Here is a 24365-nt window from a genome sequence, read left to right as displayed (position 1 = left end):
CTCCTCGGGGGCGTCGCGACTCAGAAGGCGGAGCTCAGCCCGTCCTCGGCGTTGTCGGGGTCGTACTCGGTGTCCTTGATGACGATGTTCTCGTAGACCTTCTCGCCGGACAGGAACTGCTCGAGGGTCTGGAAGGCCAGCGGCCCGAAGCGCGGGTTGGACTCCACGACGCCGTTGTAGTCGCCGTTCACGATCTCCTGGACCGCGTTGCGGGTGCCGTCGACGGAGTAGATCTGCACGTCCTTGCCGGCCTGCTTGCCGCTGCCCTGGATCGCGGCCAGGGCGCCGAGGCCCATCTCGTCGTTCTCGGCGTAGATCGCGGTGATGTCGGGGTTCGACTGCAGCAGCTGCTCGGTGACCTGCTGGCCCTTGTCACGGGCGAACTCCCCGGTCTGCTGGGCGACGATGTCGATCCCGGACCCCTTGGCCTTGATCTCGTCGACGAACCCCTTGGTGCGCTCGGTCGTCACGTTGTTGCCGGAGGCGCCGAGCAGGATCGCGACCTTCGCCTTGCCGCCCGTGCCCTTGATCAGCTGGTCGGCGGCCCGCTGGCCCTGCTCGGTGAAGTTCGAGCCGAGGAAGGAGACGTACGTGTCGCACGCCCCCGAGGTCAGCTTCCGGTCGACGGTGAGCACCGGGACGCCCTTGGCCTTCGCGGCGTTGAGCGCGGGCTCGAGCCCGTCGGAGTTCAGCGGCGCCACGATCAGGGCGTCGACGCCCTGCGCGAGCATGTCCTGGATGTCGGAGATCTGCTTGGACAGCTGGGTCTGCGCGTTGGTGTGGATGTACTTCTTCACGCCCGCCTTCTTCGCGGCGTCGCCGATCGACTTCGTCTCAGCGATCCGGAACGGGTTGTCCTCCTTCTCCGACTGGGAGAAGCCGACCGTCGCGTCCTTCAGGTCGAGCTTCTTCACCCCTCCGCCGTACTGCGTGAGGTCGCACTGCGCGCCGTTCTGGTCGGCGGGCTCGACGACCTGCTGAGCCGCGGAGGAGTCGCTCGAGCCGCCGCCGGTGTCCTCGGCCTTGCCGCAGGCCGCGGCGGTGCCGGTCAGCGCGAGGATCGCCAGGCCGGAGAGCAGGAGACGGAGACGGGGGGCGCGAGCAGACATGGGCATTCGCTTTCTCGGAGTACGGCCACCAGTGTGGTGGGCGTCACGCGAAAATCAATCACAACCGATCAGAAAGTGTCAACGAACGCCACGGGGTGAGTCGCCGACGATCGCCTGCTCGGCGATCGTGACGTCCACGCCGGCCGCTCGCAGCCGGTCGAGCTCGTCCGCCGGAGCCGCGGCGTCGGTGACCAGGTGACTGATCTGCGTCGTACCGACCGTCTGCACGACCGAGTCGCGCTCGAACTTGGTGTGGTCGGCGACGACCACCACCTCCCGTCCCGCCGCCGCCATGGTCCGGTCGATGCTGGCGACCATCGGGTGCGGGGTGGACAGGCCGTTCTCGGCTGAGAGCCCGTTGCCGGACAGGAAGGTCACATCGGCCTTGATCCCTGCGAGCGCGGTCTCGGCCACGTCGCCGACCATCGCGAGGATGGAGCCGCGCAGCATCCCTCCGGTGAGCAGCACCTCGATCCGCGGCGAGTCCGCGAAGACCTGCGCCACCAGCAGGGAGTTGGTCATCACCGTCAGCTCGGAGCGGTCCAGCAGCTCCGCCGCCAGCGCCATCGTCGTGGTTCCCGCGCCGACCACGACCGCGTCGCCGTCGCGGACGAAGCGAGCGGCGGCCTGGGCGATCGCGGCCTTCTCGCGGCTGGCCGTGTGCCGCTTCTCGGCGTACGTCGGCTCGGCGGAGGTCGGCGCGACCGGCATCGCGCCACCGTGGTGGCGCTGGACCAGGCCCGCCTCCTCCAGGGTCCGCAGGTCCCGCCGCACCGTGACCTCGGAGGCGTCGACCGCGGCTGCCAGGTCGTGGATCGTCACCGCGCCGTCGCGGTGGACGATGTCGGTGATCAGGCGCTGGCGCTCGGCGGCGAACATGGGAGCAACGTAGCGCGAGTTCGATCAGATTCGATCACATTCGTCGGCTTCGAGTCGGACGAGCCTGCGTCGTCCCAGCTGCCCCTCGGTGGCCGCTCAGCCCTCCGGCCGTACCCGCTCGAGGTCGGCGAGCAGCCCCTCGTGGGTCGGCTCCCAGCCCAGGACCTGCCGGGTACGCACGCTGGTCGAGGGCTGGTCCATCGCGAACACCGGGCCGAGCGGGCCGAAGGTCTCCTCCGGCACCGAGCGGACCGGGAGGCCGAGCCGGCGACCGACCACCTCCATCGTGTCCCGCACGGCGACTGCCTCCTCGCCGACCGCGTGCCAGGCGGTGCCGGCGGGCGCCTGCTCGAGCACCAGCCGGAACAGCGCCGCGGCGTCGAGCGCGTGGACGGCGGGCCAGCGCTGGGTCCCGTCGCCCGGGTAGCCGGCGACGCCCGAGCGTCGGGCGGCCTCGGTCAGCACGCCGGCGAAGCCACCCCGGCCGTCGCGGTGCACCGTGCGCGGCAGGCGGACGGCGGCCGACCGGACGCCCCGGTCGGCCAGCGCCAGCACCGTCTGCACCGCACGCCCCCTCGCCGCGACCGCGCCGTCGACCGGGGTGGGGTCGTCCTCGGTCGAGGCCCGCCCGGCGATCCACGGCGTGCCCGAGGCGACGACGAACGGCCGGCCGCTGCCGAGCAGCGCCTCGCCCATCGCGTGCAGGGCGGTCGCCTCGTCGGCGGCCGCGGCGTCCACCGCGGCCTGCGTGCCGAAGTCGTGGTTGAAGGCGAGGTGCACCACACCCTCAGCGGCCGCCGCCGCGCCTCGCACGACCTCGGCGTCGCCCAGCGCACCGCGGACGACACTCGCGCCGGCGCCCTCGAGAGCGCGCGCCGATGCGTCCGAGCGGGCGAGTGCACTGACGCGGTGGCCGTGCGCGCGCAGCTCGGCGACGACGGCGGTGCCGATCAGGCCGGTGCCACCGGTGACGAAGACGTCCATGGTTCCTCCACAGTGATGGGACTCTTGTCCCGTCAACGTAGCACGGCGATGGGACAAAGGTCCCGTCGCTAGGATCGGCCCATGGCTCGCTGGGAACCCGGGGCACGCGACCGGCTCGTCGTGGCCGCGGTCGACCTGTTCACCGAGCAGGGCTACGACGCCACGACCGTCACCGAGATCGCCGAGCGGGCGGGGGTCACCAAGAGCACCTTCTTCCGCCACTTCCCGGACAAGCGCGAGCTGCTCGTCGCCGGCCAGGACGCCCTGAGCGAGCTGCTCGCCGACGGCATCCGCGAGGCGCCCGAGGGGTCGGGCGCACTGGCCTGCGTACAGGCGGGTCTCGAGCGCGCCTCGACGATGATGGGCCCGACCAACCGGGACCTCGGGCCTCGCATCCGGGCCGCGGTCGCCGCCAGCGAGGCGCTGCAGGAGCGGGACGCGCTGAAGAGCGTCGGCCTGGCCGCCGCGATGACCGACGCCCTGCGCGCCCGAGGCCACACGGACCTCGTCGCGCACCTGGCGGCCGAGCTGGGGGTCCTGGCGTTCAAGCGTGGGTACGCCGCGTGGGCGGACACCGAGAGCGACGAGCTCGCGCCGTACGTCGTCTCGGCGCTGGAGGAGCTGAGGTCCGCGAGCGCCGCGCTCGACTGAGCGGGCCCGTGGCGGTCGGGTCAGGCCGGTGAGAGCCAGGTCCAGCCCGGGACGTTGCGCAGCACGGCGTACGTCACCACGACGACCAGGAAGCCCCAGATCACGGCGGCCGGTACGCGGCTGACCCGCGGCAGGTCCCGGCCCGCCAGGCGTGCTCCCCAGGCGACCCACGCGTAGACCAGCACCGGGACCAGCACGACCGTGAGCGGGTTGCGCGCCAGCGCACCCGCGAGGTCGAGGTGGGCCAGGTCGTGGACGGCGCGCATGGTGCCGCAGCCGGGGCACCACAGGCCGGTGACGAAGAGGAACGGACACGTCGGGTAGTGGCCCGGCCGGTTCGGGTCGAGCGTCGCCACCGTGCCGACGGCGGCGGCCGCGGCGAGGGTCGTGCCCACGAAGGGGAGCCAGCGGCGACCCGGCGACCTCGAGGAGATCGCCGGGTCCGCCCGCTGGAGCAGGCTCATCAGTAGCTGTCGTAGGTGTCGAAGTCACCGCTGTTCACGGCGACGGCGATGAGGACGGCGTAGAGCGCGATGCCGATCACGATCACGATCGCGCCGATGATCGCGGCCCAGATCGCGAACTGCTTCGCCTTGCGCGAGGACTCCTGCGCCCCGGCGAGGTCGCCCATCTGCCACTTCGAGGACACCTGCGCCGCGAAGACGATCGAGACGATGCCCAGCGGCAGGCAGCAGAAGACGGTCGTGAGGATCGACCAGACCAGGTAGTTCTCGGGCTGGGGTCCCGCCGGCTGCGCGGGGTAGCCGCCCCAGCCGTGCCCGGGCGGTGGCGGGGGCGGTGCGCCGTAGCCGGACGGCGGGCCCGGGTCCTGCGGCGGTGGGGTGCCCTGGTCGGACATCGTTCGGGTCCTCTCGTCGGTGACGTCCGGGGCAGATTAGTACGGATCGCCCCGGATCGGAGGCGTCACCGAGCACCCGGTGGTCGAGCCCGATGCGAGCCCCGGGCGGTCGAGCCCGACCGAGCCCCGGGCGGTCGAGCCCGACCGAGCCCCGGGTGGTCGAGCCCGATGCGAGCCCCGGGTGGTCGAGCCCGACCGAGCCCCGGGTGGTCGAGCCCGATGCGAGCCCCGGGTGGTCGAGCCCGATGCGAGCGCAGCGAGCGAGGACGTCGAGACCACCCGTCAGGCCGGGTGGTTTCGACGCGCTCGCTGGCGCTCGCTGCTCAACCACCCCGAGGCGCTCGCTGCCCAACCACCCACACGTGTGGGAACCGTCGACGGGCGATGTCCTCAGCCTGTCGAAGGGCGACGCACCGAGCCTGTCGAAGGCGAGGACGTCGAGACCACCACCACTGACCACGCCCGCTTCGCCGGGTGGTCGAGCCCGATGCGAGCGCAGCGAGCGAGGACGTCGAGACCACCCGTCAGGCGGACCGGTCGCCGATCAGGTCGGCGAAGTCGTCGAGGGCGATGCGTACCGCACCGTCGGGAAGCACCTCGAGCAGCGCCTTGGCCTCGGCGACGAGCGCGGCGACGTAGGCGCGGGCCTGACCCAGAGCGGGGTGCGCGCGCAGCAGCCCGAGCGCCTCGGCGACCTCGGCGTCGCCGGTGATCGGTCCGGCCAGGAGCGCCTTCAGCCGGTCGTCGGCCGGGTCGGTCGAGCGGGACGCGAACAGCGTCGGCAGCGTCGGCACGCCCTCGCGCAGGTCGGTGCCAGGGGTCTTGCCGGAGGCGTCGGAGGCGATGTCGAGGATGTCGTCGGAGAGCTGGAAGGCCACGCCCACCTTCTCGGCGTACGACGTCAGGGCCTCGGCCACCTCGGGCTCCGCGCCCGCGAAGTGGGCGCCGTACCACGCCGAGGCGGAGATCAACGACCCCGTCTTGCCGGCCACGACGCGCAGGTAGTGCTCCAACGGGTCCTCGTCGGGGCCGGGGCCAAGCGTCTCCAGGATCTGCCCCTCGACCAGCTGCGCGAAGGTCTGGGCCTGCACGCGCACGGCGTCCGGGCCGAGCTCGGCCGTCAGCTCGGAGGACCGGGCGAACAGGAAGTCTCCGGTGAGGATGGCGACGAGGTTGTCCCAGCGGTGGTTGGCCGACTCGGCGCCCCGCCGCAGCTCGGCCTCGTCCATCACGTCGTCGTGGTAGAGCGAGGCGAGGTGGGTCAGCTCGACGACGCACGCGGCCGTGCGCAGCTGGCGTCGTACGACGTCGGGCAGGTCGGCCCCGCGCACGGGACCGGCCTCGCCGGCCAGCAGCACCAGCAGCGGGCGGATCCGCTTGCCACCGGCGGTCAGCAGGTGGCGGGCGGCCTCGGTGACGAACGGCGCCTCGCTGACGGTGTGCTCGAGCAGCGCGCTCTCGACCTCGTCCATGCGCTCACGCAGCCGCTGCTCCATCGCCGTGTCGACGACGGGCAGGGCGAGGGTGTCACTCACGCGTGCACTGCCTTCTGCTGGGACCGACTGGTTCCACCGAGCCTAGCCGGAGCCTGACGCCCACCGGTCACCGGACGAACAGCGACAGGTCCCCGATCCGGTCCAGGAGGTAGCCGGGGACCAGACCGAGGAGCAGCGTCGCCAGCGTCCCGACGGCGATCACCACCATCGTCAGCACCGACGGCACCGCGACGCTCGGGCCGTCGGGCAGCGGGGCGGTGAAGAACATCAGCCGGATGACGCGTACGTAGAAGTACGCCGCCACCGCCGAGAGCAGCACCGCGACCACCACGACCGGCCACCAGCCTGCACTCACCGCGGCCGTGAAGACCGCCCACTTGCCGGTGAAGCCGCTGGTCAGCGGGATGCCGGCCAGCGCCAGCAGCAGGAACGCGAACACCCCGGCCACCAGCGGCGACTTCTGCCCCAGGCCGGCCCAGCGCTCGAGGTTGGAGACCTCGCCGCCGCTGTCGCGCACCAGCGTGACGATCGCGAAGGCGGCCATCGTGGTGAAGCCGTAGGTGACCAGGTAGAACAGCACGGCCTGGACCGCGCCGAGCTCGCCGTTCTGCAGCGCCCCGATCGAGCGGATCCCCAGCACGCCGACGAGCAGGAACCCGGCGTGGGCGACAGAGGAGTACGCCAGCAGCCGCTTCACGTCGTTCTGGGTCACCGCGACCACCGAGCCGATGACCATCGTGAGCACCGCGATGCCGGCGAAGACCGGCACCCAGTCCCAGCGGGCACCACCGAAGGCGACGTAGAACAGCCGCAGCAGAGCGCCGAAGGCGGCCACCTTGGTCGCCGCGGCCATGAAGCCGGTGACCGCGGTCGGAGCTCCCTGGTAGACGTCGGGCGTCCAGGAGTGGAACGGGGCCGCGCCGACCTTGAACAGCAGACCGACCGACATCAGGCCGATGCCGCCGAGCAGCAGCCCGGTGCCGGTCGTCCGCCCGGACACGGCCGCGGAGATCTCCGCGAAGCGCATCGAGCCGGCGTACCCGTAGACCAGTGCGAGGCCGTAGACGAAGAAGCCGGAGGAGAAGGCGCCGAGGAGGAAGTACTTCATCGCCGCCTCCTGGCTCAGCAGCCGTCGGCGCCGGGCCAGGCCGCACAGCAGGTACAGCGGGAGCGAGAGCACCTCGAGGCCGACGAACATCGTCACGAGGTCGTTGGCGGCGGGGAAGATCAGCATGCCCGCGACCGCGAACATCAGCAGCGGGAAGACCTCGGTGTGCTCCAGACCCTTGCTGGAGGCCTCGCGCTCGGCCTCGGTGCCGGGCAGCGCCGCGGCCTGCCCCGCGAAGGACAGCACGCCGCCCTCCAGGTGCCGCTCGGCGAACAGCAGCACGCCGAGGAGGGCGAAGACCAGCACCAGCGCCCAGATCACCACCGTCGGCCCGTCCAGGGCGAGCGACTGCTCGGCGACCAGACGACCCTTGCCGGCGTCACCGCCGCCGAACAGGTCGAGACGTCGGCAGACGAGGACCAGCTGCACCAGCGCGGCGATCAGCCCGACGCCGGCCACGAGGGCCTGCCAGAGGTAGCGGCGACCGCGCGGCAGCGCGGCCTCGAGCAGGACGCCGACCACGGCGGCGCCGAGGACGATGAGGACGGGAGCGAGCAGGAAGTACTCGATCTTCGGGGCGTCGAAGCTGGTCACTGGTCACTCCCTGCCGAGTCTGCGCGCGATTCCGGGGCCGAGCCGACGGCCGGGGCGGGGTCGGCCTTGCCGACGTGGCTCAACGTGTCCTGGACGTACGGGTCGATCACGTCGAGCAGCGGCTTGGGGTAGAAGCCCAGCACGACGAGCAGCACGATCAGCGGCACCGCGGCGACGACCTCGCGCGGCCGGAGGTCGGTCACGACCTCGACGCCCGGGGCGACGGGCCCGGTCATGGTGCGCTGGTACATCCGCAGCACGTAGACGGCGGCCAGCACGATGCCCGGCACCGCCACGATCGCGATCCAGGGGTGCTCCACCCAGGCCCCGACCAGCACGAGCAGCTCGGAGACGAAGGTCGCCATGCCGGGCAGCGAGAGCACCGAGAGGCCGGAGAGCAGCAGGAACCCGGCGAGCACCGGTGCGACCTTCTCCACCCCGCCGTAGTCGCTGATCAGCTGGGAGCGGCGCCGCTTCACGAGGAAGCCGGCGACGAGGAACAGCGCGGCCGTGGAGATCCCGTGGTTGACCATGTAGAGCGTCGAGCCGGACTGTCCCTGGCTGTTGAAGACGAAGATCCCGATGACGATGAACCCGAAGTGGGAGACCGAGGTCAGCCCGATCAGGCGCATCATGTCGTCCTGGCCGATCGCGACCAGCGCGCCGTACAGGATGCTGATCAGGGCCAGCACGATCACCACCGGCGTCGCCCACTGCGAGGCGTCCGGGAAGATCCCGAGGCAGTAGCGCAGCATCCCGAAGGTGCCGATCTTGTCGAGGATGCTCACCAGCATCACCGAGACGCCGGGCGTGCCCTGCTGGGTCGCGTCGGGCAGCCACGTGTGCACGGGGAACATCGGCGCCTTGATCGCGAAGGCGATGAAGAACCCGACGAACAGCCAGCGCTCGACGCCCGTGGAGAGGTCCAGGTTGCTCAGGTCGCTGAGCAGGTACGACGGCGTCCCCGCCTTGGCGGACTCGACGTAGAGCCCGATCACCGCGACCAGCATGACCAGCCCACCGAGCAGGTTGTAGATCAGCAGCTTGGCCGCGGCGCGGGCGCGGTCGGGACCGCCCCAGCCGCCGATGAGGAAGTACGTCGGGATCAGCGTCGCCTCGAAGAGCACGTAGAAGAGGAAGACGTCGGTGGCCGCGAAGACGCCCAGCGAGAGCGCCTCCAGGCCGAGGAGGAACCCGAAGTACGTCCCCGTGCCCCACCGTCCCTCGTCTCCGTCGTTCCACGCCGCGAGGATGACGATCGGCGTCAGCACGGCGGTGAGCAGGACCAGCGCGAGACCGAGGCCGTCGACGCCGAGCGCGTAGTGGGTGCCGAAGGCGCTGATCCAGCTGATCTCCTCGACGTACTGCATGCCGCCGCCGGGGTCGTACCCGACGGCGATGACCACGGCGAGCACGAGCACCGCCAGCGAGACCACCAGCGCGAGCTGCTTGGTCAGCAGCGGGTTGCGCCTGGTCGGTGCGAAGGCGACCACGAGCCCGCCGACGAGCGGGACCAGCAGGAGAGCCGTGAGCATCAGAGGTTCACCACCAGGAGGGCGGCCACCACGAGGGCGGCACCGGCGAGCAGGGCGACGGCGTAGGAGCGGACGTACCCGTTCTGCAATCGTCGGGACACCGCCGAGAGTCCGCCGACCGAGCGGGCGACCCCCTCCGCGGCCCCGTCCACGGCACGTCCGTCGGCGGCGTCGAGCGCCGTGATGGTCCGCATCGTCGGCGTCACCACCAAGGCGTCGTTGACCTCGTTGCCGTAGAGCTCGTTGCGCGCCGCCCGGGTCACGAAGGAGACGTCCTGCGGAGCCTCACGGGGTACGTCGCGCCGGCCCACGGTCAACCAGGCGACGACCACCCCGACCGCGACGACGACGACGGCGATCGCGGAGAAGGCCAGCGGCGAGATCGCGAGGTGCTCCTCCTCGTGCTCCCCGACCACGGGGGCGAGGAAGTCGACGATCCAGTCGCCGAGCAGCAGCACCCCGCCGAGGACCGACAGCGCGGCCAGGACGACCAGCGGGACCGTCATCGTCCTCGGCGACTCGTGCGGGTGGACGTCGGGCTCCCAGCGCTCCTTGCCGAAGAACGTCATCAGCATCAGCCGGGTCATGTAGAAGCCGGTGACCCCCGCCCCGACCAGCGCGCAGGCACCGGCGACCGGGTTCTGCGCGAACGCGGTCTCGATGATCTTGTCCTTCGACCAGAAGCCGGAGAAGCCGGGGAACCCGATGATCGCGAGGTAGCCCATCGCGAAGGTCAGGAACGTCACCGGCATCGCCTTGCGCAGCAGGCCGTAGTGGCGCATGTCCACGTCGTCGTCGGTGCCGTGCATCGTCGACCCGGCCCCGAGGAACATGTTGGCCTTGAAGAAGCCGTGGGTGAGCAGGTGGAAGATCGCGAACGCGTAGCCCGCGACCCCGAGCCCGGAGGCCAGCACCATGTAGCCGATCTGGCTCATCGTGGACCCGGCCAGCACCTTCTTGATGTCGTCCTTCGCACAGCCGATCACGGCGCCGTACAGCAGCGTGATGCAGCCGATGACGATCACCCCGGTGCGGGCGGCGGGCGCGAGCTCGAAGATGAAGTTCGAGCGGACGATCAGGTAGACGCCCGCCGTGACCATCGTCGCGGCGTGGATCAGCGCGGAGACCGGCGTCGGACCCTCCATCGCGTCCAGCAGCCAGGCCTGCAGCGGGAACTGCGCCGACTTGCCGCAGGCGGCGAGCAGCAGCAGGAACCCGATCGCGATCAGTGCTCCGTCGGAGGCCCGTCCGGCCGCCTCGGAGACGCCGGCGAAGCTGGTCGTGCCGAAGGTCGCGAAGATCAGGCCGACCCCGAGCGCCATGCCGAAGTCGCCGACCCGGTTGATGACGAAGGCCTTCTTGGCCGCCGCGGCTGCGGACGGCTTGTGCTGCCAGAAGCCGATCAGCAGGTACGAGGCGAGGCCGACGCCCTCCCAGCCCAGGAACGTGCCGACGTAGTCGGCGGCGAGGACCAGCACCAGCATCGCGGCGACGAAGAGGTTGAGGTAGCCGAAGAACCGCCGCTTGCGCGCGTCGTGCTCCATGTAGCCCAGCGAGTAGACGTGGATCAGCCCGCCGACACCGGTGATCAGCAGGACGAACAGGGCCGAGAGCGGGTCGTAGAGCAGGTCCGCGCCGACCTGCCACTGCCCGGCACTGATCCAGGTCCACAGGTGCTGCCCGACCTGCCGGTCGTCCTCGGACCGGCTGAGGATCTCCACGAACATCGCGACGCCGAGGCCGAAGGATCCGAAGACCAGCCCGGTGGCCAGGCCCGGTCCCCAGGCGTTCGTACGGCGGCCCCCGACGAGCAGGACGAGCGCGCCCAGCACGGGCAGCGCGATCACCAGCCAGAGGAGCCCGAGGACCCCGTCGGCGGACGAGGGGTCGACCACGGGCACCTCGGTCGGGACGACGCTCGTGAGGGCAGACGTCAGAGCAGCAGTCATCACAGTGGCGTCCCGTCAGTACTTCAGCAGGCTCGCGTCGTCGACCGAGGCCGAGCGACGGGTGCGGAAGATGGTCATGATGATGGCCAGGCCGACCACCACCTCGGCAGCGGCGACGACCATCACGAAGAAGGCGGCGATCTGGCCGTCGAGGTCGCCGTTGGCCCGCGCGAAGGTGATCAGCGCGAGGTTGCCGGCATTGAGCATCAGCTCGACGCACATGAAGATCACGATGGCGTTGCGTCGTACGAGCACGCCGACGGCGCCGATGCTGAACAGGATCGCCGACAGCACGATGAACGGGGTGGTGTCCACCTCAGTCCTCCTTCGTCGTCGTGCCGGACCGGGAGCCGGCGCGGGTGAATCCGGCCGCCTCGGCGGAATCGGCGGAGTCGAACCAGACCTCCGCGCGGGTCTGGGCGTACCAGCGCCCGCCGGGCTCGTGGAAGAGCCCGGAGACCTTGTTGCCCTTGACCGGGTGCCCCTCCGGCTCGCTGCCGTCGGGGAGCGGCCGGACCGAGCCGGGCCACTCGTCGGACTGCACCGGGCCCTCGGCCGGCGGGGCGGGCAGGCCACCCATCGGTCCGACGGGGGCGTCCGCGCCGATCTCGTGGCTGATCACGTCGATCTCGTGCGCGGGAGCGGTGCGTACGGTGCCGCGCGCGGCCAGCGCGCGGGGCACCGAGCCGGGAGCGGTCGACCCGTCCGGCAGCAGCGCCGGGGTGTCCACCGCGTTGTGCCGGGCGAACGTGCCCGGAGGCGGCAGCGGCCCGAGGTGCGTGCCCCGCTCCGCGAAGTCGCGCATCCGCTGCGCCGCCCAGTCAGCCTGGTTGGGCTTCGGGGTCAGGCGCTCGCGGTGCGCGAGCACCATGGCGCCGAGCGCGGCGGTGATCAGCAGCGCGGAGGTCACCTCGAAGGCCAGGACGTAGCGCGTGAACAGCACGCGGGCGATGGCGGGGACGTTGCCACCCTCGTTGGCCTGCTCCAGGCCCTGGTCGACGCCGACCGAGACCTGGGCGACGCCGAGGGTGAGCAGCACGAGGAACGCCAGCCCCATCGCCGCGGCGACCGCGCGCTGGCCGCGGATCGTCTCGACGAGCGAGTCCGAGGCGTCGACCCCGACGAGCATCAGCACGAACAGGAACAGCATGAGGATCGCGCCGGTGTAGACGATGATCTGCACCGCGAACAGGAACGGCGCGTCCTGGACGGCGTACAGCACCGCCAGCGAGATCATCACGACCGCCAGCAGCAGCGCGCAGTGCACCGCCTTGCGGACCACGAGGATGCCCAGCGCGCAGACCACCATGACCGGCGCGAGGATCCAGAAGGCGATCACTCGCCGACCTCCTGCTTCGGGGCCCCGGTGGCGCCGCGGTAGTAGTCGCCCTCGTCGTCGCCGAGCAGCATCGCGTGCGGCGGGGCCTCCATGCCGGGCAGCAGCGGGGCGATCAGGTCGGACTTCTCGTAGATCAGGTCCTCGCGGGTCGCGTCGGCCAGCTCGTACTCGTTGGTCATCGTCAGCGCCCGGGTCGGGCAGGCCTCGATGCACAGGCCGCACAGGATGCAGCGCAGGTAGTTGATCTGGTAGACGCGGCCGTAGCGCTCACCGGGCGAGAAGCGCCCGGAGCCGTCCTCCGTGTCGACGTTCGAGGCTCCCTCGACGTAGATCGCGTCCGCGGGGCAGGCCCAGGCGCACAGCTCGCAGCCGACGCACTTCTCGAGACCGTCCGGCCAGCGGTTGAGCTGGTGCCGGCCGTGGAAGCGGGGAGCGGTCGGCTCCTTCTGCTCCGGGTACTGCTCGGTGACGACCTTGCGGAACATCGTCCGGAAGGTGACGCCGAACCCGGCCACCGGGTCCCAGTAGGTCTCCTTGAGGCCCATCACTGCTCCTTGTCGCGACGTGCGGTGGTGAGGCTGTCGGGGGTCGACCCGCCGGCGGCACGAGGTCCGCCGGGGCCCCGCGTACCGAAGCCCTCGAGCGCCGGGGGCACGGGGTAGCCGCCCGCGAAGGGGTCGAAGTCCTCCGGTTCCGGCTCGGGCTCGGGCGTCTTCTCGGGAATGAGGAAGGTGACCACCAGCGCGATCGCGAGCACGATCGCCACCCCGATCAACCAGTTGCGGTCGAAGCCGTAGGTCCGGTCGATGGCGCGGATCGCGGCCACCAGCAGCGTCCAGGCCAGCGCGATCGGGATCAGCCGCTTCCAGCCGAAGTGCATGAACTGGTCGTAGCGCAGCCGCGGCAGCGTCCCGCGCAGCCAGATGAAGAGGAAGATGAAGAACATCACCTTGAGGAAGAACCACAGCACCGGGAAGTAGCCGTCGTTCGCGCCGTCCCAGTAGCCGATCGGCCACGGAGCGCGCCAGCCGCCGAGGAACAGCGTCGTCGCCAGCGCCGAGACGGTGCCCATGTTGATGTACTCGGCGAGGAAGAACAGCGCGAACTTCAGCGAGGAGTACTCGGTGTGGAAGCCGCCGACCAGCTCGCCCTCGGCCTCGGGCAGGTCGAACGGGGCGCGGTTGGTCTCCCCCACCATCGCGATCACGTAGATCAGGAAGCTGGGCAGCAGCAGGAAGCAGAACCAGCCGCCCTGCTGGGCGTCGACGATCTCGCTGGTCGACATCGAGCCGGCGTACAGGAACACCGCGACCAGTGCGAGCCCCATCGCCACCTCGTACGAGATCATCTGCGCGCTGGAGCGCAGACCGCCGAGCAGGGAGTACGTCGAGCCGGACGACCACCCGGCGAGCACGATGCCGTAGATCTCGATCGAGGCGATGGCGAGCACGAAGAGCACCGCGACCGGCATGTCGGTCAGCTGCAGCGGCGTCTGCACGCCGAACAGGTTCACCTCCGGGCCGAACGGGATCACCGCGAAGGCCAGGAACGCCGGCACCACCGAGAGGACCGGTGCGACGACGAAGATCAGCTTGTCGGCGGCCTTGGGGACGATGTCCTCCTTCAGCGCCAGCTTCACCCCGTCGGCCAGGCTCTGCAGAAGGCCGAAGGGACCGTTGCGGTTGGGGCCGATCCGGTGCTGCATCCGCGCCACCACGCGGCGCTCCCACCAGATGTTGAACAGCGTCAGCAGCACGAGGAAGACGAAGATCAGCACCGCCTTGACGATGACGATCCAGACCGGGTCGCTGCCGAAGGCGGACAGCCCCGGGTCGTCCACGAGCGGGGTGAGGGCGGTCATGCGACACCTCCGGTCGGGCTGAGGGTCACTGCGGAGCCGGCAGGACCGACGAGGGTGCGGACGCTCGCGCCCGGCGCGGAGGCCGGGGCCCAGACGACACCGTCGGGCAGGTCGGCGACGTCGACCGGCAGCACCAGCGAGCCCAGCGGACCGGAGAGCTCGGCGGTGTCGCCGGCAGCGAGGCCGAGCTCGTCGAGCAGCCCGGCAGGGGCGAGAACCACAGGTCGCCGGGCCGTGGCGCGCAGGTGCTCGTCGCCATCCTGCATCCGGCCGTCGTCGAGGAGCTGCTTCCAGGACGCCAGCAGCAGACCGCCGTCGCCGGTCGGCTCACCGGGTCTCGACGCGCTCGCTTGCGCTCGCTGCTCGACCACCTCCGTGGTCGAGCTCTCCGAGGTGGTCGAGCCCGACCGAGCCCTGCGAGGGAGGACGTCGAGACCACCGGGCTCCACGCTCGGCGAAGCGGGCCGCTCGCCGTCCCAGGCGCCGACCGAGGCGATCTCGTCCTGCACCTGCTCGGGAGTGCGGAAGCCCAGCGGAGCACCCATCTCCTCGGCGATGCCGGCCAGCACGCGCAGGTCGGGAAGCGAGGCGGGCACGTGCATGATCCGCCCGAAGGGCCGCAGCCGCCCCTCCCAGTTGAGGTACGAGCCGGCCTTGTCGGTCGTCGGAGCGACCGGCAGGACGACGTCGGCCCGCTCGGTCACCTCCGAGGCGCGCAGCTCCAGGGAGACCAGGAACCCGACGGCGTCCAGCGCCTCTCGGGCGGCCACCGGGTCGGGCAGGTCGGCCACCTCGACGCCGCCGACGACGAGGGCGCCGAGCGCCCCGGCCGCAGCCGCCCCGAGGATGCCGGCGACGTCGCGACCCGGCTCGGTCGGGAGGCTCTGCGCCCCCCACGCCGCGGCGAGGTCGACCCGCGCGGTCGCGTCGGTGACCGGGCGGCCACCGGGCAGCAGACCCGGCAGCAGGCCGGACTCGACGGCGCCGCGGTCGCCGGCGCGACGCGGCACCCAGGCCAGCTTGGCGCCGTGCGAGCGGGCGAGCTTCGCGGCCACGGACAGCGCGCCCGGCACGCTCGCCAGGCGCTCGCCGACCAGGACGACGGTCCGCTCGTCGACGGGGACGACACCGTCCCAGGACAGGCCGGCCAGCGCCTCGGCCTCGGCACCCGGAGCGGTGGGCAGCAGCGTGCCGTGGACCTTGCGCAGCCCGCGCGTGGTGTACGGCGCGATCGCGTAGACCGACGTCCCGCTCTTGCGGGCCGCCTTGCGCAGCCGCAGGAACAGCGTGCCGGCCTCGTCCTCGGGCTCCAGCCCGGCCAGGACCACCACGGAGGCGGCGTCGAGGTCGGCGTACGTCACGTCCTCGGTGCCGACCACGTCGGAGGCCAGGAAGTCGGCCTCCTCCGCGGAGTGCGCCCGGGCCCGGAAGTCGACGTCGTTGGTGCTGAGCGCGACGCGGGCGAACTTGGAGTACGCCCAGGCGTCCTCGACGGTCAGCCGGCCACCGGGCAGCACACCGACACCGGTCGCCCGGGCTGCCGCGAGGCCGCGGGCGGCCACGGCCAGCGCCTCCGGCCAGGACGCGACGCGCAGGCTGCCCGTCTCGTCGTCGCGGACCATCGGGTGCTCGAGGCGGTCCTCGAGACGAGCGGCACGGAAGGCGAAGCGGTCCTTGTCGGTGATCCACTCCTCGTTGACCTCGGGGTCGTTGCCGGCCAGCCGGCGCATCACCTTGCCGCGGCGGTGGTCGACCCGGATCGCGGCGCCGCACGCGTCGTGCTCGGCGACACCGGGGGTGGAGACGAGGTCGAAGGGACGCGAGCGGAAGCGGTACGACGCGGAGGTCAGCGCACCCACCGGGCAGATCTGGATCGTGTTGCCCGAGAAGTACGACTCGAACGGCTCGTTCTCGTAGATCCCCACCTGCTGCAGCGCCCCGCGCTCGATCAGGGCGATGAACGGGTCACCGGCCACCTGCTCGGAGAACCGCGTGCAGCGCGCACACAGCACGCACCGCTCGCGGTCGAGCAGCACCTGGGCGGAGATGTTGATCGGCTTGGGGTAGGTCCGCTTGGCGACCTCGAACCGGGTCTCGCCGCGGCCGTTGCTCATCGCCTGGTTCTGCAGCGGGCACTCCCCGCCCTTGTCGCAGACGGGGCAGTCCAGCGGGTGGTTGATCAGCAGCAGCTCCATCACGCCCTGCTGCGCCTTCTCGGCGACCGGGGAGGTCGCCTGGGTGTTGACCACCATGCCGGGGGCGACGGTCAGCGTGCACGAGGCCTGCGGCTTGGGCATCCCGCGGCCGTTGCCCGCGTCGGGCACGTCGACCAGGCACTGGCGGCACGCGCCGACGGGGTCCAGCAGCGGGTGGTCGCAGAAGCGCGGGATCTGCACGCCGACCTGCTCGGCGGCGCGGATCACCAGCGTGCCCTCGGGCACCGAGACCTCGATGCCGTCGATGGTGAGGGTGACCAGGTCGCTCTTCTCGACCTCGGCCTGCGTGTCTGCGGTAGCCGTCATGGCGTCAGGACCCCCTCGTCGGCGAAGACCGTGGACCGGATCGGGTCGAAGGGGCACCCGCCACCCGACAGGTGGGCGAGGTACTCCTCCTTGAAGTACTTGATGGAGGAGGTGATCGGGCTGGTGGCGCCGTCACCGAGGGCGCAGAACGAGCGGCCCAGGATGTTGTCGCAGACGTCGTCGAGCTGGTCGAGGTCGGACTCCGAGCCGATCCCCTTCTCCAGGTTCGCCAGCGTCTGCACCAGCCACCAGGTGCCCTCGCGGCACGGCGTACACTTGCCGCACGACTCGTGCTTGTAGAACTCCGTCCACCGCAGCACCGCGCGGACCACGCAGGTCGTCTCGTCGAAGATCTGCAGAGCGCGGGTGCCGAGCATCGAGCCGGCCTCGCCCACGCCCTCGAAGTCCAGCGGCACGTCGAGGTGCTCGGCGGTGAGGATCGGCGTGGAGGAGCCGCCGGGGGTCCAGAACTTCAGCTCGTGACCCTCGCGGATCCCGCCGGCGAGGTCGATGAGGGTACGCAGGGTGACGCCGAGCGGGGCCTCGTACTGGCCCGGACGCTTGACGTGGCCGGACAGCGAGAAGATCCCGAAGCCCTTCGACTTCTCGGTGCCCATCGAGGCGAACCAGTCCGCACCGTGCTCGAGGATGGAGGGCACCGAGGCGATCGACTCGACGTTGTTGATGACGGTCGGCGAGGCGTACAGCCCGGCCACGGCGGGGAACGGCGGGCGCAGCCGCGGCTGGCCGCGGCGACCCTCCAGGCCCTCGAGCAGCGCGGTCTCCTCGCCGCAGATGTACGCCCCGGCGCCGGTGTGCACGACGACGTCGAGGTCGTAGCCGGAGCCGTGGATGTCGGTGCCGAGGTGGCCGGCGGCGTACGCCTCCGCCACGGCCGCCTGCACCCGGCGGACGCAGTGCAGGATCTCGCCGCGGACGTAGATGAACGCGGTGCGCGCCTTGATGGCGTACGAGGAGATGATCACGCCCTCGAGCAGGGTGTGCGGGCTGGCCATCATCAGCGGGGTGTCCTTGCAGGTCCCCGGCTCGGACTCGTCGGCGTTGACGACGAGGTAGCGCGGCTTCGGGTCCTCGGGGTCCTCGGGCGGCAGGAACCCCCACTTCATCCCGGTCGGGAACCCCGCTCCCCCGCGTCCGCGCAGGCCGGAGTCCTTGACCATGGTCACGATGTCCGCCGGCGCCATGCCCAGCGCCGTGTCCAGCGCGGCGTAGCCGCCGCGGCCGCGGTAGGCCTCCAGCGTCCAGGACCGCTCGTCGCCCCAGCCCGCGGTCAGGACCGGTGTCAGCGTGTCAGCCACGAAGTGTCCTCTCTCCGGTTCCTGAGCAGCGAGCGTGTCGAAGGGCAGTCATGCCTCGCCCTCCCCGGGCTTGGCGCCCTGCTCGCTCTTGTCCTCGGGGTCGTCCTCGTGGACCGCCTCCGCCGGCGACTCCGCGACGACCTCCTCGGCCTCGTCCCGCTCGGTGGGCGCCTCGGCCGGCGCACCGTCGGCCTCACCGGAGGCGTCGGCGTCCGGGGCGCTCCAGCCGCGCTCGCCCGCGAGGGCGAGACCGACCAGCGACGCCGGACCGGCCGCCGGGCCCTCGTCGACGCGACCGTCGGGGAAGCCGGCCAGCACCCGCTCGGCCTCGCGCCAGGTGCACAGTGCCGGTCCGCGCGTCGAGCGCACCCCCACGCCCGCGCGGAGGTCGTCGACGAGGTCGGTGGCGCTCTGCGGGGTCATGTTGTCCATGAACTCCCAGTTGACCGTCATCACCGGGGCGTAGTCGCACGCGGCGTTGCACTCGATGTGCTCCAGCGTGATCGAGCGGCGACCGACCTCGTCGGGGGTCGTCTCGTCGTTGCCGATGTCGAGGTGGTCCTTGAGCCGGTCGAAGATCAGGTCGCCGCCCATCACCGCGCACAGCGTGTTGGTGCAGACCCCGACGTGGAAGTCGCCGACCGGGCGGCGCTTGTACATCGTGTAGAAGGTCGCGACCCCGGAGACGTCGGCGGCCGACAGCTCGAGGATCTCGGCGCAGGCCTCGATCCCGGCCGGGGTGACCATGCCCTCGTGGGCCTGGACCAAGTGCAGCATCGGCAGCAGCCCGGAGCGCTTCTGCGGGTAGCGCGCCGCGATCTCCTCGAGCTCGGCCCACACCTCGGCGGGCAGCGCGCGGACCTCGGTCGTCGTACGGGTGGTCTCGTCCTGCTGGGGGCTCTCGGTCATCGGGGTCCCCGATCGGTTGTTCCCGCTCCGAGCGGAGCGAGGCGACGGAGGAACCGAGTGGGGTGGTTCACCTGTCGACACCTCCCATGACGGGGTCGATGGACGCGATCGCCACGATCACGTCGGCCACCTGCCCGCCCTCGGCCATCACCGAGGTCGCCTGCAGGTTGACGAAGGACGGGTCGCGGAAGTGGACGCGGAACGGACGGGTGCCGCCGTCGGAGACGACGTGGGCGCCGAGCTCGCCGCGCGGCGACTCGATGGGGACGTACGCCTGCCCCGGGGGCACCCGGAACCCCTCGGTCACCAGCTTGAAGTGGTGGATCAGCGCCTCCATCGACTCCCCCATGATGTGGCGGATGTGGTCCAGGGAGTTGCCCTGACCGTCGGAGCCGATGGAGAGCTGGCTGGGCCAGGCGATCTTCTTGTCCGCCACCATGACGGGCTCGCCCTCCATGCCGGCCAGCCGCTCGACGCACTGGTCGACGATCCGCAGCGACTCCCACATCTCGTCGAGCCGGACCCGGAACCGGCCGTAGGAGTCGGCGGTGTCCCAGGTGCAGACGTCGAAGTCGAACTCCTCGTAGCCGGCGTACGGCTGGGTCCGGCGCAGGTCCCAGGCGTAGCCGGTGGAGCGCAGCACCGGGCCGGTCAGCCCCAGCGCCAGGCACCCGGCGAGGTCGAGGTGGCCGACGCCCTCCAGGCGCGCCCTGAAGATCGGGTTGGCGTTGCAGAGCGCGGCGTACTCCGGCAGCCGCTTGCGCATCAGCTTGCTGAACTCGCGCACGTCCTCCAGCGCACCCTGCGGGAGGTCCTGGGCGACGCCGCCGGGACGGATGTACGCGTGGTTCATCCGCAGACCGGTGATCGTCTCGAAGAGGTCGAGGACCAGCTCGCGCTCGCGGAAGCCGATCGTCATCACGGTGAGCGCGCCGAGCTCCATGCCTCCGGTGGCGATGGCCACGAGGTGGGAGGAGATCCGGTTCAGCTCGAGCATCATGACCCGGATCAGGCGCGCCTTCTCGGGGATGTCGTCCTCGATGTCGAGCAGCCGCTCGACGCCGAAGACGTACGTCGCCTCGTTGTGGAACGGCGCGAGGTAGTCCATCCGGGTGCAGAACGTGACGCCCTGCGTCCAGGAGCGGAACTCCATGTTCTTCTCGATGCCGGTGTGCAGGTAGCCGATGCCGCAGCGGGCCTCGGTCACCGTCTCGCCCTCGAGCTCGAGGATCAGGCGCAGCACGCCGTGCGTCGAGGGGTGCTGCGGGCCCATGTTGACGACGACCTTGTTGTCGTCGGACTCCGCGACGCCGGTGACCAGGGAGTCCCAGTCCTGCCCAGTGACGGTGTAGACGCGGCCCTCGGTCGTGGACGACTCGGCGGCGGCGTACGGGTCGGTGGTGGTGTCGGTCATGTCAGCTGTAGCTCCGTCGCTCGTCGGGAGGAGGAACGGTCGCGCCCTTGTACTCCACCGGGATCCCACCGAGGGGGTAGTCCTTGCGCTGGGGGTGCCCGGGCCAGTCGTCGGGCATCTCGATCCGGGTCAGCCCGGGGTGGCCGTCGAAGACGATCCCGAAGAAGTCCCAGGTCTCGCGCTCGTGCCAGTCGGCGGTGGGGTACGTCGCCGCGACGCTGGGCACGTGCGGGTCGGCGTCGGGGCAGGTCACCTCGAGGCGGATCCGGCGGTTGTGGGTCATCGAGAGCAGGTGGTAGGCGACGTGCAGCTCGGCGCCGGTCTCGTCGGGGTAGTGGACCCCCGACAGGCTGGAGAGCACCTCGAAGCGCAGGCCCTCGTCGTCGCGCAGGACCCGGGCCAGGGCGGCGACGTCCTCGCGGCGGACGTGGAAGGTGATCTCGCCGCGGTGGACCACGACGTACTGCACCGGCTGCTCGACCCCCGCGGCCCGTCCGGCGCTGTCGAGCGCACCGGCCACCTCGTCGAACCAGCCGGGGCCCGCGCCGGGGCCGTACGGTGCCCGGGCCGCGCCGGGCATCTGGACCGTGCGGACCAGGCCGCCGTAGCCGGAGGTGTCACCGGTGCCGCGGACGCCGAACATGCCGTGGCGCACGGCGACGGCCTCGCCGGTCCGCTGGGCGTCCTCGTGGCTCGGGTCGTGGGCCTCGAGGCCCTTCTCGTCCTTGCCCTCCTCGGCCATCAGCGGAGGAGTCCCGTCTGGTCGGAGGTGGGCAGCGCGGAGAGACGCTGGGTCTCCAGCTCCTCGATCTGCTTCATCCGGTTGGCGCCGAGCTTGGTGTGCTGGACCTGGTCGTGCAGCTTCAGGATCGCGTCGATCAGCATCTCGGGGCGCGGCGGGCAGCCGGGGAGGTACATGTCGACGGGGACGACGTGGTCGACGCCCTGGACGATCGCGTAGTTGTTGAACATCCCGCCCGAGCTGGCGCACACGCCCATCGCGAGAACCCACTTGGGGTTGGCCATCTGGTCGTAGATCTGACGCAGGACCGGTGCCATCTTCTGGCTGACCCGACCGGCGACGATCATCAGGTCGGCCTGGCGCGGCGAGGCGCGGAAGACCTCCATGCCGAAGCGCCCGGTGTCGTACTTCGGACCGCCGGAGGTCATCATCTCGATCGCGCAGCAGGCGAGACCGAACGTGGCCGGCCAGAACGACGCCTTGCGCATGTAGCCCGCGACGCCCTCGACGGTGGTCAGCAGGACTCCGCTGGGGAGCTTCTCCTCGAGACCCATCAGATCTCCCTGTCAGTGGTGTGATTCGTCAGTGTTGAGAGTTGCGAGGCGCGTGCGCTGCCAAGGCGGACGAGCGCAGGCGACCCGGGTTTGGTCGTCAAGCGAGGACAACGCCGGCAGCGCGCGTGCATCGTGGCTCTCAATCCCAGTCCAGGCCGCCGCGGCGCCATACGTAGACGTAGGCGACGAAGACGGGGATGACGAAGAGGACCATCTCGATCAGGCCGAAGATCCTCATCTGGTCGAAGGCGACCGCGATCGGGTAGAGGAACACGATCTCGATGTCGAAGACGATGAAGAGCATCGCGGTGATGTAGTAGCGGACCGGGAACTTGCCGCCGCCGGCCGGCTGCGGGGTCGGGTCGATGCCGCACTCGTACGAGTCGAGCTTGGCGCGGTTGTAGCGCGCGGGCCCGGTCTGGGTGCTGATGACCACCGAGAAGACGGCGAACCCGGTCGCCAGGATCAGCAGCGCGAGGACCGGCGTGTAGAGCTCCACTTCGGGTCGTCCCTTCGGTCGCGGACCTGGTGCGGGCCACCGACTCGCGACTTTGTGAATACCTTCACGAGTGTGGCGTGGGCCTCACTCTACGACTGTCGGGCGACGCCTCCCAACCACCCCCCGCACCCGGAAAACCCGCGCCACGCCTGACGACTTCGACAACGCTCAGGTTGCGAAAAGGCAGCCCTGCCGGCCCTCGCCGGGATCCGCCGACTCGTGACGCCGCGCACACCCGGGCGCGGGTCAGGACTCCCGCCCACCTCGCGCGCGGAGCCGCCCGACCTCGTCGTCGGGGACGGCGTCGGCGGGCAGGAGGAGGGTCGCCGAGGGCCGCTCCCAGCGCAGCTCGAGCACGGGGTGCGTCGAGGTCACCTCGGCCAGCCGGTCCAGCGGCCAGCTCGTCACGCTGAAGGCGGTGGCGACCACGAGGTGGTCCGCCTCGCGACCGATCCGGTACGACGTACCCGGCCCGGCCCCCGCCCGCGTGGGGAGCGCGCGGCGGACGCGACGGCGTACGAGCGTCTCGAGCACGGCGAGCAGGACGAGCAGGCCGGCGAGCCAGTAGAAGCCCTGCCGGCCGTCGCGCAGCAGCCGCAGCCCGACCCAGGCCAGACCCACGACGACCAGCGCCCAGAACGCGGGGCTGCGGTGCAGCCGGGAGACCACCATCCGTCGCCGCGCGGCGGTGCCGGCGACACCCAGCTCACCCGCCCACGGCAGCGCCAGCGAGCGGGCGAGCAGGCCGCCCCCGACCGGACGCTCGCGCGCACGCTCGAGCCGCTCGACGTCGGCGTCGGTGATCAGCGAGCGCGGGAAGGTCAGCAGCTCCTCCTCGCGCGTGCGCAGCTGGACGGTGGCGCTCGAGGTCTTCACCGAGCGGACGAAGCCGGGGTGCAGCAGCCGCTCGGTCCCGTCCCGCTCGGTGCGGACGACGTCGTCGGCGACGCCGATCCCGACCACGCTGCCGACCGGGAGCAGCAGACCGAGCTCGCCTCGGACGCCGGACCGGACGGTGCGGGGACCCAGCCAGAACACCAGCAGCGCGACGAGGACGACCGGCCCCAGCGAGAGCAGGTCGCGGGAGACGACGACGGCCACGGCCGCGAGCAGCACCACCGAGATCAGCAGCACCCGCCGCAGCCCGACCATCCGGCCGCGCGCGACGGCGGCCGAGATCGCCTCGAGCTCGGCCTCGTCGATGCGCGTGGTCCGCAGCGGCGGCAGGTCGGCGGCGATCCCCTCGGGGTCGGGGTACGCCCCGGACTCGGGGACGCCGTCGCGGTCGTCGGTCATCGCGGCCTCACGCCACGGCGTGGTGCAGCGCCACGATCCCGCCCGACAGGTTGCGCCAGCGGACGTCGCTCCACCCGGCCGCGTCGATGCGGGTCGCGAGGCCGGGCTGGTCGGGCCAGGCCCGGATCGACTCGGCCAGGTAGACGTAGGCGTCCGGGCTCGAGGACACCGCACGGGCGACCGGGGGCAGCGCGCGCATGAGGTACTCGGTGTAGACCGTCCGGAACGGTCCCCACACGGGTGCCGAGAACTCGCAGACCACCAGCCGGCCGCCGGGCCGCGTCACCCGGTGCATCTCCGCCAGCCCGGCGTCGGGGTCGACGAAGTTGCGCAGGCCGAAGGAGATCGTCACGGCATCGAACGTGTCGTCGGGAAACGGCAGCCGGGTGCCGTCCACGGCGGCGTACGGCAGGTGCGGGCGCACCCGCTTGCCCTCGGTCAGCATCCCGATCGAGAAGTCGCCCGGGACGACCGTGGCACCGGCGTCGGCGAACGGCTGGCTGGAGGTGCCCGTACCGGCGGCGAGGTCGAGCACCCGGTCCCCGGGTCGCGGCGCCACCGCCTCGACCACCAGACGTCGCCAACGCCGGTCCTGGCCGAGCGACAGCACGTCGTTGGTCAGGTCGTAGCGCCGCGCCACGTCGTCGAACATCGCCTGCACCTCGGCAGGCTTCTTCTCCAGGTCGGCGCGAGTCACCCGGAGAGCCTAGGCGGGTCGTACGACGGCTCGCCGGGCACTCCAGCCG

The 24365-nt window shown here is 71.4% G+C and carries 23 protein-coding genes and 1 pseudogene; 1 reads left to right on the top strand and 23 read right to left on the bottom strand.

All coding sequences use genetic code 11. The annotated features are described in order from the left end of the window. Positions 1-20 precede the first annotated feature (20 nt). From IEX42_RS13210 to IEX42_RS13200, 3 genes are all read right to left on the bottom strand, one after another. Complete coding sequence (locus tag IEX42_RS13210; protein ID WP_229660851.1) at positions 21-1109, bottom strand: ABC transporter substrate-binding protein; 1089 nt, start codon at positions 1107-1109, stop codon at positions 21-23. A gap of 78 nt (positions 1110-1187) precedes the next feature. Then, positions 1188-1988 carry a DeoR/GlpR family DNA-binding transcription regulator gene (locus tag IEX42_RS13205; RefSeq protein WP_188780184.1) on the bottom strand — a complete coding sequence of 267 codons (801 nt, stop codon included), beginning with the start codon at positions 1986-1988 and terminating at the stop codon, positions 1188-1190. A gap of 96 nt (positions 1989-2084) precedes the next feature. Beyond that, positions 2085-2972, bottom strand: a complete 888-nt coding sequence (locus IEX42_RS13200) for an NAD-dependent epimerase/dehydratase family protein (protein WP_188780183.1) — start codon at positions 2970-2972, stop codon at positions 2085-2087. Positions 2973-3053: 81 nt separating this feature from the next. Here IEX42_RS13200 and IEX42_RS13195 point away from each other — a divergent pair, with 81 nt between their 5' ends. Then, a complete protein-coding gene (locus tag IEX42_RS13195; RefSeq protein WP_188780182.1) occupies positions 3054-3623 on the top strand; it encodes a TetR/AcrR family transcriptional regulator in 570 nt (189 codons plus the stop codon). 20 nt (positions 3624-3643) lie between these two features. On the opposite strand, the gene IEX42_RS13190 is transcribed toward IEX42_RS13195, so the two are convergent. The 20 genes and pseudogenes from IEX42_RS13190 to IEX42_RS13100 form a co-directional block, all read right to left on the bottom strand. Continuing rightward, a complete protein-coding gene (locus tag IEX42_RS13190) occupies positions 3644-4087 on the bottom strand; it encodes a DUF2752 domain-containing protein (protein WP_188780181.1) in 444 nt (147 codons plus the stop codon). Further along, positions 4087-4482 (bottom strand): CD225/dispanin family protein, encoded by a 396-nt coding sequence (locus tag IEX42_RS13185; RefSeq protein ID WP_188780180.1) that lies wholly within the window; start codon positions 4480-4482, stop codon positions 4087-4089. Before IEX42_RS13185 ends, IEX42_RS13190 begins: the two co-directional genes overlap by 1 nt. Positions 4483-5006: 524 nt before the next feature. Beyond that, positions 5007-5978, bottom strand: a complete 972-nt coding sequence (locus IEX42_RS13180; protein WP_188781128.1) for a polyprenyl synthetase family protein — start codon at positions 5976-5978, stop codon at positions 5007-5009. Positions 5979-6084: 106 nt separating this feature from the next. Continuing rightward, a complete protein-coding gene (gene nuoN / locus IEX42_RS13175; protein WP_188780179.1) occupies positions 6085-7680 on the bottom strand; it encodes an NADH-quinone oxidoreductase subunit NuoN in 1596 nt (531 codons plus the stop codon). Beyond that, entirely contained in the window at positions 7677-9215 is a 1539-nt protein-coding gene (locus IEX42_RS13170; protein ID WP_188780178.1) for an NADH-quinone oxidoreductase subunit M, read from the bottom strand. Before IEX42_RS13170 ends, nuoN begins: the two co-directional genes overlap by 4 nt. After that, a complete protein-coding gene (gene nuoL, locus IEX42_RS13165; RefSeq protein ID WP_188780177.1) occupies positions 9215-11164 on the bottom strand; it encodes an NADH-quinone oxidoreductase subunit L in 1950 nt (649 codons plus the stop codon). The genes IEX42_RS13170 and nuoL overlap by 1 nt, the downstream gene beginning before the upstream one ends. 15 nt (positions 11165-11179) lie before the next feature. Then, positions 11180-11479: an NADH-quinone oxidoreductase subunit NuoK gene (gene nuoK, locus IEX42_RS13160; protein WP_188780176.1), complete on the bottom strand. Its 300-nt coding sequence runs from the start codon at positions 11477-11479 to the stop codon at positions 11180-11182. 1 nt (position 11480) lies between these two features. Then, positions 11481-11744, bottom strand: coding sequence for a sunset domain-containing protein (locus IEX42_RS18370; protein ID WP_444543250.1), 264 nt, complete (start codon positions 11742-11744; stop codon positions 11481-11483). A 24-nt stretch (positions 11745-11768) separates the two neighbouring features. Continuing rightward, a pseudogene (locus IEX42_RS18300) lies at positions 11769-12473 on the bottom strand (NADH-quinone oxidoreductase subunit J); the annotation flags it as partial. A 26-nt stretch (positions 12474-12499) separates the two neighbouring features. Continuing rightward, on the bottom strand, positions 12500-13048 hold the full coding sequence (gene nuoI, locus IEX42_RS13150) for an NADH-quinone oxidoreductase subunit NuoI (RefSeq protein ID WP_188780174.1): 549 nt from the start codon (positions 13046-13048) through the stop codon (positions 12500-12502). Next, on the bottom strand, positions 13048-14364 hold the full coding sequence (nuoH, locus tag IEX42_RS13145; protein ID WP_188780173.1) for an NADH-quinone oxidoreductase subunit NuoH: 1317 nt from the start codon (positions 14362-14364) through the stop codon (positions 13048-13050). Before nuoH ends, nuoI begins: the two co-directional genes overlap by 1 nt. Further along, positions 14361-16886 carry an NADH-quinone oxidoreductase subunit G gene (locus IEX42_RS13140; protein WP_188780172.1) on the bottom strand — a complete coding sequence of 842 codons (2526 nt, stop codon included), beginning with the start codon at positions 16884-16886 and terminating at the stop codon, positions 14361-14363. The genes nuoH and IEX42_RS13140 overlap by 4 nt, the downstream gene beginning before the upstream one ends. Beyond that, complete coding sequence (gene nuoF, locus IEX42_RS13135; protein WP_188780171.1) at positions 16883-18205, bottom strand: NADH-quinone oxidoreductase subunit NuoF; 1323 nt, start codon at positions 18203-18205, stop codon at positions 16883-16885. Before nuoF ends, IEX42_RS13140 begins: the two co-directional genes overlap by 4 nt. Positions 18206-18253: 48 nt before the next feature. Beyond that, a complete protein-coding gene (gene nuoE / locus IEX42_RS13130) occupies positions 18254-19114 on the bottom strand; it encodes an NADH-quinone oxidoreductase subunit NuoE (RefSeq protein WP_188780170.1) in 861 nt (286 codons plus the stop codon). Between the two features lie 67 nt (positions 19115-19181). Continuing rightward, entirely contained in the window at positions 19182-20528 is a 1347-nt protein-coding gene (locus tag IEX42_RS13125; protein WP_188780169.1) for an NADH-quinone oxidoreductase subunit D, read from the bottom strand. 1 nt (position 20529) lies between these two features. Then, positions 20530-21270, bottom strand: coding sequence for an NADH-quinone oxidoreductase subunit C (locus IEX42_RS13120; RefSeq protein ID WP_188780168.1), 741 nt, complete (start codon positions 21268-21270; stop codon positions 20530-20532). Further along, positions 21270-21824: a NuoB/complex I 20 kDa subunit family protein gene (locus tag IEX42_RS13115; protein ID WP_188780167.1), complete on the bottom strand. Its 555-nt coding sequence runs from the start codon at positions 21822-21824 to the stop codon at positions 21270-21272. The genes IEX42_RS13120 and IEX42_RS13115 overlap by 1 nt, the downstream gene beginning before the upstream one ends. 139 nt (positions 21825-21963) lie before the next feature. Next, positions 21964-22323 (bottom strand): NADH-quinone oxidoreductase subunit A, encoded by a 360-nt coding sequence (locus tag IEX42_RS13110; RefSeq protein WP_188780166.1) that lies wholly within the window; start codon positions 22321-22323, stop codon positions 21964-21966. A 246-nt stretch (positions 22324-22569) separates the two neighbouring features. Then, entirely contained in the window at positions 22570-23619 is a 1050-nt protein-coding gene (locus IEX42_RS13105; protein WP_188780165.1) for a hypothetical protein, read from the bottom strand. 7 nt (positions 23620-23626) lie between these two features. Then, a complete protein-coding gene (locus IEX42_RS13100) occupies positions 23627-24316 on the bottom strand; it encodes a demethylmenaquinone methyltransferase (protein ID WP_188780164.1) in 690 nt (229 codons plus the stop codon). Positions 24317-24365 lie beyond the last annotated feature (49 nt).

Source organism: Marmoricola endophyticus (assembly GCF_014644415.1).
Taxonomy (GTDB): Bacteria; Actinomycetota; Actinomycetes; order Propionibacteriales; family Nocardioidaceae; genus Marmoricola; species Marmoricola endophyticus.
The sequence above is the reverse complement of the archived record's forward strand: the minus strand, read 5'-3'. Positions and strand labels throughout refer to the sequence as shown.

What these genes read in the sequence shown, in the direction of transcription:
- IEX42_RS13210 (WP_229660851.1), bottom strand. Translation starts at nt 1,109, where the DNA reads ATGTCTGCTCGCGCCCCCCGTCTCCGTCTCCTGCTCTCCGGCCTGGCG.
- IEX42_RS13205 (WP_188780184.1), bottom strand. Translation starts at nt 1,988, where the DNA reads ATGTTCGCCGCCGAGCGCCAGCGCCTGATCACCGACATCGTCCACCGC.
- IEX42_RS13200 (WP_188780183.1), bottom strand. Translation starts at nt 2,972, where the DNA reads ATGGACGTCTTCGTCACCGGTGGCACCGGCCTGATCGGCACCGCCGTC.
- IEX42_RS13195 (WP_188780182.1), top strand. Translation starts at nt 3,054, where the DNA reads ATGGCTCGCTGGGAACCCGGGGCACGCGACCGGCTCGTCGTGGCCGCG.
- IEX42_RS13190 (WP_188780181.1), bottom strand. Translation starts at nt 4,087, where the DNA reads ATGAGCCTGCTCCAGCGGGCGGACCCGGCGATCTCCTCGAGGTCGCCG.
- IEX42_RS13185 (WP_188780180.1), bottom strand. Translation starts at nt 4,482, where the DNA reads ATGTCCGACCAGGGCACCCCACCGCCGCAGGACCCGGGCCCGCCGTCC.
- IEX42_RS13180 (WP_188781128.1), bottom strand. Translation starts at nt 5,978, where the DNA reads ATGGAGCAGCGGCTGCGTGAGCGCATGGACGAGGTCGAGAGCGCGCTG.
- IEX42_RS13170 (WP_188780178.1), bottom strand. Translation starts at nt 9,215, where the DNA reads ATGCTCACGGCTCTCCTGCTGGTCCCGCTCGTCGGCGGGCTCGTGGTC.
- nuoL (WP_188780177.1), bottom strand. Translation starts at nt 11,164, where the DNA reads ATGACTGCTGCTCTGACGTCTGCCCTCACGAGCGTCGTCCCGACCGAG.
- IEX42_RS18370 (WP_444543250.1), bottom strand. Translation starts at nt 11,744, where the DNA reads ATGGGTGGCCTGCCCGCCCCGCCGGCCGAGGGCCCGGTGCAGTCCGAC.
- nuoI (WP_188780174.1), bottom strand. Translation starts at nt 13,048, where the DNA reads ATGGGCCTCAAGGAGACCTACTGGGACCCGGTGGCCGGGTTCGGCGTC.
- nuoH (WP_188780173.1), bottom strand. Translation starts at nt 14,364, where the DNA reads ATGACCGCCCTCACCCCGCTCGTGGACGACCCGGGGCTGTCCGCCTTC.
- IEX42_RS13140 (WP_188780172.1), bottom strand. Translation starts at nt 16,886, where the DNA reads ATGACGGCTACCGCAGACACGCAGGCCGAGGTCGAGAAGAGCGACCTG.
- nuoE (WP_188780170.1), bottom strand. Translation starts at nt 19,114, where the DNA reads ATGACCGAGAGCCCCCAGCAGGACGAGACCACCCGTACGACGACCGAG.
- IEX42_RS13125 (WP_188780169.1), bottom strand. Translation starts at nt 20,528, where the DNA reads ATGACCGACACCACCACCGACCCGTACGCCGCCGCCGAGTCGTCCACG.
- IEX42_RS13120 (WP_188780168.1), bottom strand. Translation starts at nt 21,270, where the DNA reads ATGGCCGAGGAGGGCAAGGACGAGAAGGGCCTCGAGGCCCACGACCCG.
- IEX42_RS13115 (WP_188780167.1), bottom strand. Translation starts at nt 21,824, where the DNA reads ATGGGTCTCGAGGAGAAGCTCCCCAGCGGAGTCCTGCTGACCACCGTC.
- IEX42_RS13105 (WP_188780165.1), bottom strand. Translation starts at nt 23,619, where the DNA reads ATGACCGACGACCGCGACGGCGTCCCCGAGTCCGGGGCGTACCCCGAC.